Below are 6,471 nucleotides of genomic sequence, written 5' to 3' on the forward strand. Positions count from 1 at the left end.
ACCCCCGGCCGCACGCCACTTCCCGTACCACTCCTCCAGAGCCCGCAGCACTCCCCGCAGCAACGGATCGCGGTCCGTGCTCACGGCCCCGGCCAGCCCCAGCGACCCCGCCGTGGGCACCGGCAGCTCGTCCTCCTTCAGCGTGACGTTGATGCCGACCCCGATGACGACCCCGCCGTCCCCGGCCCGCTCCGCCAGGATCCCCCCGGCCTTGCGCTCCTCGCCCCGGACGGTGACCAGCAGGTCGTTCGGCCACTTCAGCGCCGTGTCGACACCCGCCGCCCGCGACAGCCCCGTCGCCACCGCGACACCCGTGAGCAGCGGCAGCCACCCCCACCGGGACACCGGCACCTCGCCCGGGGTGAGCAGCACGGAGAAGAAAAGGCCGGAGCGGGGCGGCGCCGTCCACTGCCGGTCCAGGCGCCCGCGCCCGGCCGTCTGCTCCTCGGCGACGAGCACCGCGCCCTCGGCGGCGCTGCCCTCGGCCGCCCGGGCCACCAGGTCGGAGTTCGTGGAGCCGGTGCGCTGCACGAGGTCCACCTCGGACCACAGCCCGCCCTCGTGCACCAGGCCCCGGCGCAGGGCGGTGATGTTGAGGGGCGGGCGGTCCAGGTCCGACCACCGGCTACCGTTCGGCTCTGATGCATCTCGCGGCGTCATGCAAGCCACCCTAGGTGTGGTAAACGCCGCACTGCTGATGCGGAGGCACCCCACTACTCTACGGATGAGTAATCGTCCCCCCTTTTGAGCAGGCAGGGAGCCGCATCCCGATGTCCGAGCCGGAAGAGCAGAAGCCTGACATCCACACGACCGCGGGCAAGCTCGCGGATCTCAAGCGCCGCATCGAGGAAGCGACGCACGCCGGCTCCGCACGCGCCGTCGAGAAGCAGCACGCCAAGGGCAAGCTGACGGCCCGAGAGCGGATCGAACTCCTGCTTGACGAGGGTTCCTTCGTCGAACTCGACGAGTTCGCCCGGCACCGTTCCACCAACTTCGGCCTCGACAAGAACCGGCCGTACGGGGACGGGGTCGTCACCGGTTACGGCACCGTCGACGGCCGCCCCGTCGCCGTGTTCTCGCAGGACTTCACCGTCTTCGGCGGGGCCCTCGGCGAGGTGTACGGGCAGAAGATCGTCAAGGTCATGGACTTCGCCCTGAAGACCGGCTGCCCGGTCATCGGCATCAACGACTCCGGCGGCGCCCGGATCCAGGAGGGCGTCGCCTCCCTCGGTGCCTACGGCGAGATCTTCCGCCGCAACACCCACGCGTCGGGTGTGATCCCGCAGATCAGCCTGGTCGTCGGCCCGTGTGCGGGCGGGGCCGTCTACTCCCCCGCCATCACCGACTTCACGGTCATGGTCGACCAGACCTCGCACATGTTCATCACCGGCCCCGACGTCATCAAGACCGTCACCGGTGAGGACGTCGGCTTCGAGGAGCTGGGCGGAGCCAGGACCCACAACTCCACGTCCGGAGTCGCCCACCACATGGCGGGTGACGAGAAGGACGCCATCGAGTACATCAAGCAGCTGCTGTCGTACCTGCCGTCCAACAACCTCTCCGAGGCGCCGGCCTTCCCGGAGGAGGCCGACCTCGAGGTCACCGACGAGGACCGCGAGCTGGACACGATCGTCCCGGACAGCGCGAACCAGCCGTACGACATGCACGCGGTGATCGAGCACGTCCTGGACGACGCCGAGTTCTTCGAGACGCAGCCGCTGTACGCGCCGAACATCGTCACCGGTTTCGGGCGGGTCGAGGGCCACCCGGTCGGCATCGTCGCCAACCAGCCGATGCAGTTCGCCGGGTGCCTGGACATCAAGGCCAGCGAGAAGGCGGCCCGCTTCGTGCGGACCTGCGACGCCTTCAACGTCCCGGTCCTCACCTTCGTCGACGTCCCCGGCTTCCTGCCCGGCGTCGACCAGGAGCACGACGGCATCATCCGGCGCGGCGCCAAGCTGATCTACGCCTACGCCGAGGCGACCGTCCCGCTCATCACGGTCATCACGCGCAAGGCCTTCGGCGGCGCCTACGACGTCATGGGCTCCAAGCACCTGGGTGCCGATCTCAACCTCGCCTGGCCGACCGCCCAGATCGCCGTCATGGGCGCCCAGGGCGCGGTCAACATCCTGCACCGCCGCACGATCGCGGAGGCCGAGGCGGCCGGGGAGGACCTGGAGGCGGTCCGGGCCCGGCTGATCCAGGAGTACGAGGACGCCCTCCTCAACCCCTACGTCGCGGCCGAGCGCGGCTACGTCGACGCGGTGATCCTGCCGTCCGAGACCCGCCGGCACGTCGTACGAGGCCTGCGTCAACTGCGGACGAAGCGGGAATCTTTGCCTCCGAAGAAGCACGGCAACATCCCCCTCTAGTCCCGGCGAGCCCAGGAGGCCCACATGACGATCAAGGTCGTACGGGGCAACCCGACCCCGGAGGAGCTGGCCGCCGCCCTGGCGGTGGTCAGGGCCCGCGCCGCGGCGGCGGCCGCAACGCCGCCCGGCGCGCCGGCCACCCGCGACTCCTGGTCCGACCCGTCCCGCATCGCGGCCCACCGCCTGCCCCAGCCGGGGCCGGCGGCGTGGGGCCGCACGTACTGGCCGGGCTGACCCGTAAGGGTGGGGGCGGGGGCAAGTTGAGTACGCGTACTCAGGCGTCGTCCCCGCCCCCGGTCCGACGATGGAAGGCATGCTGTGGTCCGACCCCGAGAACGAACCGCCCGAAGAACTGCGGGACATGCAGGACATGCTGCGGCGGCTGGGCGTTCTCATGGCGTTGGCCATGGTGCTGGCGATGATCGTGATCGGCGTGAGGTGAGAGGCGACAGGTGACGCCGATACGCTGAACGCATGACAGATCAGCCGCGCCGCCGACTCGTCCTCGCCTCCCAGTCCCCCGCCCGGCTCGGGCTGCTCCGCCAGGCCGGTCTCGCCCCCGAGGTGATCGTGAGCGGCGTCGACGAGGACGCCGTCACCGCCCCCACGCCCGCCGAACTGGCGCTGGCCCTGGCCGAGGCGAAGGCCTCCGTCGTGGCGGCCCGGCCGGAGGCCAAGGGCGCGATCGTGATCGGCTGCGACTCGGTGCTCGACCTGGACGGCCAGGCCCTCGGCAAGCCCGCGGACGCCGAGGAGGCCACCGCCCGCTGGAAGGCGATGCGCGGACGCGCCGGAACCCTCCAGACCGGCCACTGCGTCTACGACACGCTCTCCGGCCGCTACGCCTCCGCCACCGCCTCCACCGTCGTCCACTTCGGCGAGCCCACCGACGAGGAGATCGCCGCCTACGTCGCGTCCGGGGAGCCCCTCTACGTCGCCGGGGCGTTCACGCTGGACGGCCGCTCGGCCCCGTTCATCGACGGCATCGACGGCGACCACGGCAACGTGATCGGCATCAGCCTGCCCCTCGTCCGCCGGCTCCTCGCGGACCTGGGCGTCGGCATCACGGAGTTGTGGGCGCCGGCGGAGAAGTGACCGGGGAGCCGTCGCCGCCCGCCCCGTCCTGGGGCGGCGCGGCACCGGCGGGCTCGGCCGGACGGTCGTACGTCATCAGCAGCAGCACGATCAGGCCGAGCACCAGCACCATGAACAGGAACGCGGGCCAGCCCACGAGCCCCCAGGTGAACGCGCCGAGCAGTGCGTGCACGACCGCCGCGCTGATCAGCAGCACCCGCCCGAAGCCCGCCGGGGGCCGGTCCCGCAGCGCCACCAGCAGGGCGACCAGGCCGCACAGCGCGAAGTAGAGGCCGAAGGCGATCCCGCCGATCTTCGACGACACGGACATCATGTGCGGATCGAGCCCGGCCAGCGACATGTCCTGCCGGTCGACGACGACGCCGAGGAACCAGTTCAGCGCGGCGATGCCGAACGCCTCACCGAAGAGCACCACCGCCGCGATCCACGCCACCGGCCTGCGCACCACCGGGCCCACCCACTTACCCCTAGTACGTTCGAGACATCGCGAACGCTACTAACGAGTAAACGGTGGGACAAGGGTTCTGCGGCGGGCAAAGAATCATTGGGCCATTCGTAGGGACTCCACAAAGAAACAGAGTGGCCCGCAGCACGTGATGACAGAGACCTTGACCACAGGGGACGGCTAGGGTTTCCCGCAGGAGTACTGCGTACCGCGGTGCGACAAGGGATTTCGCGGGTCGAGCGAGCCTCGCATCACGCTCCGTGTGGGCAAGCTCACCACTGGGGACGGGTCGAAGTGCCGTGTCGGCAGTCCCTAAACTCGGCTTGTTTCAAGGAGGGAGCCTCATCGTGCGCAAGGTGCTCATCGCCAACCGTGGCGAAATCGCTGTCCGCGTGGCCCGGGCCTGCCGGGATGCCGGCATCAAGAGCGTGGCCGTCTACGCCGACCCGGACCGGGACGCTCTGCATGTCCGCGCCGCGGATGAGGCGTTCGCCCTGGGCGGTGACACGCCGGGCACCAGCTACCTCGACATCGAGAAGGTGCTGAAGGCCGCCCGCGAGTCGGGCGCGGACGCGATCCACCCCGGCTACGGATTCCTCTCCGAGAACGCGGACTTCGCGCAGGCGGTCCTGGACGCGGGCCTGATCTGGATCGGCCCGCCCCCGCAGGCCATCCGCGACCTGGGCGACAAGGTCGCCGCCCGGCACATCGCGCAGCGCGCGGGCGCCCCGCTGGTGGCGGGCACGCCCGACCCGGTGTCCGGTGCGGAGGAGGTCGTCGCCTTCGCCGAGCAGCACGGTCTGCCGATCGCCATCAAGGCGGCGTTCGGCGGCGGCGGCCGCGGCCTGAAGGTCGCGCGCACGCTCGAAGAGGTCCCGGAGCTGTACGACTCGGCGGTCCGCGAGGCCGTCGCCGCCTTCGGCCGGGGCGAGTGCTTCGTCGAGCGCTACCTCGACAAGCCGCGGCACGTGGAGACCCAGTGCCTGGCCGACCAGCACGGCAACGTGGTCGTGGTGTCCACCCGTGACTGCTCCCTCCAGCGCCGCCACCAGAAGCTGGTGGAGGAGGCCCCGGCCCCCTTCCTGTCCGACGCGCAGGTGGAGCAGCTGTACTCGGCCTCCAAGGCGATCCTGAAGGAGGCCGGCTACGTCGGCGCCGGCACGGTCGAGTTCCTCGTCGGCAACGACGGCACGATCTCGTTCCTGGAGGTCAACACCCGCCTCCAGGTGGAGCACCCGGTCACCGAGGAGGTCGCCGGCATCGACCTCGTCCGCGAGATGTTCCGCATCGCCGACGGCGAGGAGCTCGGCTACGACGACCCGGCGCTGCGCGGGCACTCCTTCGAGTTCCGCATCAACGGCGAGGACCCGGGCCGCAACTTCCTGCCGGCCCCCGGCACGGTCACGACGTTCGCCCCGCCGTCCGGCCCGGGTGTCCGGCTGGACGCGGGCGTGGAGTCCGGGTCGGTCATCGGCCCGGCGTGGGACTCCCTGCTGGCCAAGCTGATCGTCACCGGCCGCACGCGCAAGGAGGCCCTGGAGCGGGCCGCGCGTGCGCTGGAGGAGTTCCAGGTCGAGGGCATGGCGACGGCGATCCCGTTCCACCGCGCGGTGGTGAAGGACCCGGCGTTCGCGCCCGAGCTCACCGGCTCCTCCGACCCGTTCACGGTCCACACCCGCTGGATCGAGACGGAGTTCGTCAACGAGATCAAGCCGTTCACAGCGGCCGCTGACGCCCTGGAGGCGGACGAGGAGCCGGGCCGCGAGACGGTGGTCGTCGAGGTCGGCGGCAAGCGCCTGGAGGTCTCCCTCCCGGCGTCCCTGGGCATGTCCCTGGCCCGCACGGGCCTCGCGGCCGGGGCCAAGCCCAAGCGCCGCGCGGCGAAGAAGTCGGGCCCCGCCGCCTCCGGCGACACCCTCGCCTCCCCGATGCAGGGCACGATCGTCAAGGTCGCGGTGGAGGAGGGCCAGGAGGTCAAGGAGGGCGACCTGGTCGTCGTCCTGGAGGCCATGAAGATGGAACAGCCCCTCAACGCCCACAAGTCCGGCACGATCAAGGGCCTCAGCGCGGAAATCGGCACGTCGGTCACGTCGGGCGCGGCAATCTGCGAGATCAAGGACTGAGCGACCAGGACGGACACGCCTACGGAGCGGCCCTCAGTCGGGGCCGCGCCGGGGGGTGTCCGTCCTCGGAACGGCGCGATGGACTTGCGAACCGACTAACTCCCCGTTGACGCGCCAACCGCTGCGGGCGGACACCCCCCGACACGTCCCCTGCTCGCCGTCGGCGGGTGCGGGCGCACCCAGCTGCGGGCAGTCGTGCCGCTGGGGCGGCACGGGTGGGCGCAGCGGCACCCCGCACCGCCGGGCTGCGGACCCACCCGGCCTCAGCAGAACGCCGGATGCCTGACGACCCACAGCACCTGGACCGGCGCCCGGCGCTCTCAACGCCGCCGCAGATCCGCCACCCTCGCCCGCTCCGCCCCAGGACTCTGCTCCCCGAGCATCGAGGCCGACCGCAACCCACTCCCCGCCCCCGGCACCTGCCGCCGAGGCCCGG

The 6,471-nt window shown here is 71.3% G+C and carries 7 protein-coding genes and 1 pseudogene; 5 read left to right on the plus strand and 3 right to left on the minus strand.

Translation table 11 applies throughout. The annotated features are described in order from the left end of the window. On the minus strand, positions 1–660 hold a 660-nt coding region (locus CCL05_RS28315), incomplete at its 3' end, for a biotin--[acetyl-CoA-carboxylase] ligase (RefSeq protein WP_086563412.1). A 110-nt stretch (positions 661–770) separates the two neighbouring features. Here CCL05_RS28315 and CCL05_RS28320 point away from each other — a divergent pair. The 4 genes from CCL05_RS28320 to CCL05_RS28335 all read left to right on the plus strand — a co-directional run bounded on the left by CCL05_RS28320 (position 771) and on the right by CCL05_RS28335 (position 3,467). Beyond that, on the plus strand, positions 771–2,372 hold the full coding sequence (locus CCL05_RS28320) for an acyl-CoA carboxylase subunit beta (protein WP_086563414.1): 1,602 nt from the start codon (positions 771–773) through the stop codon (positions 2,370–2,372). A 24-nt stretch (positions 2,373–2,396) separates the two neighbouring features. After that, positions 2,397–2,606: an acyl-CoA carboxylase epsilon subunit gene (locus tag CCL05_RS28325; RefSeq protein ID WP_031132777.1), complete on the plus strand. Its 210-nt coding sequence runs from the start codon at positions 2,397–2,399 to the stop codon at positions 2,604–2,606. Positions 2,607–2,685: 79 nt separating this feature from the next. Further along, on the plus strand, positions 2,686–2,814 hold the full coding sequence (mmpB, locus tag CCL05_RS47180) for a morphogenic membrane protein MmpB (RefSeq protein WP_086563415.1): 129 nt from the start codon (positions 2,686–2,688) through the stop codon (positions 2,812–2,814). A gap of 32 nt (positions 2,815–2,846) precedes the next feature. Beyond that, positions 2,847–3,467 (plus strand): Maf family protein, encoded by a 621-nt coding sequence (locus CCL05_RS28335; RefSeq protein ID WP_086563417.1) that lies wholly within the window; start codon positions 2,847–2,849, stop codon positions 3,465–3,467. Here CCL05_RS28335 and CCL05_RS28340 read toward each other — a convergent pair. Continuing rightward, positions 3,436–3,915 (minus strand): hypothetical protein, encoded by a 480-nt coding sequence (locus CCL05_RS28340; RefSeq protein WP_086563421.1) that lies wholly within the window; start codon positions 3,913–3,915, stop codon positions 3,436–3,438. The two genes, CCL05_RS28335 and CCL05_RS28340, sit on opposite strands and share 32 nt — an antisense overlap. Positions 3,916–4,259: 344 nt before the next feature. Here CCL05_RS28340 and CCL05_RS28345 point away from each other — a divergent pair, with 344 nt between their 5' ends. Beyond that, positions 4,260–6,035, plus strand: coding sequence for an acetyl/propionyl/methylcrotonyl-CoA carboxylase subunit alpha (locus CCL05_RS28345; protein ID WP_086563419.1), 1,776 nt, complete (start codon positions 4,260–4,262; stop codon positions 6,033–6,035). Positions 6,036–6,355: 320 nt separating this feature from the next. Here the strand turns inward: CCL05_RS28345 and CCL05_RS46450 are convergent. Next, a pseudogene (locus tag CCL05_RS46450) lies at positions 6,356–6,471 on the minus strand (DeoR family transcriptional regulator); the annotation flags it as partial.

The sequence above is a fragment of the Streptomyces africanus genome, assembly GCF_002150735.1.
GTDB classification, from domain to species: domain Bacteria; phylum Actinomycetota; class Actinomycetes; order Streptomycetales; family Streptomycetaceae; genus Streptomyces; species Streptomyces africanus.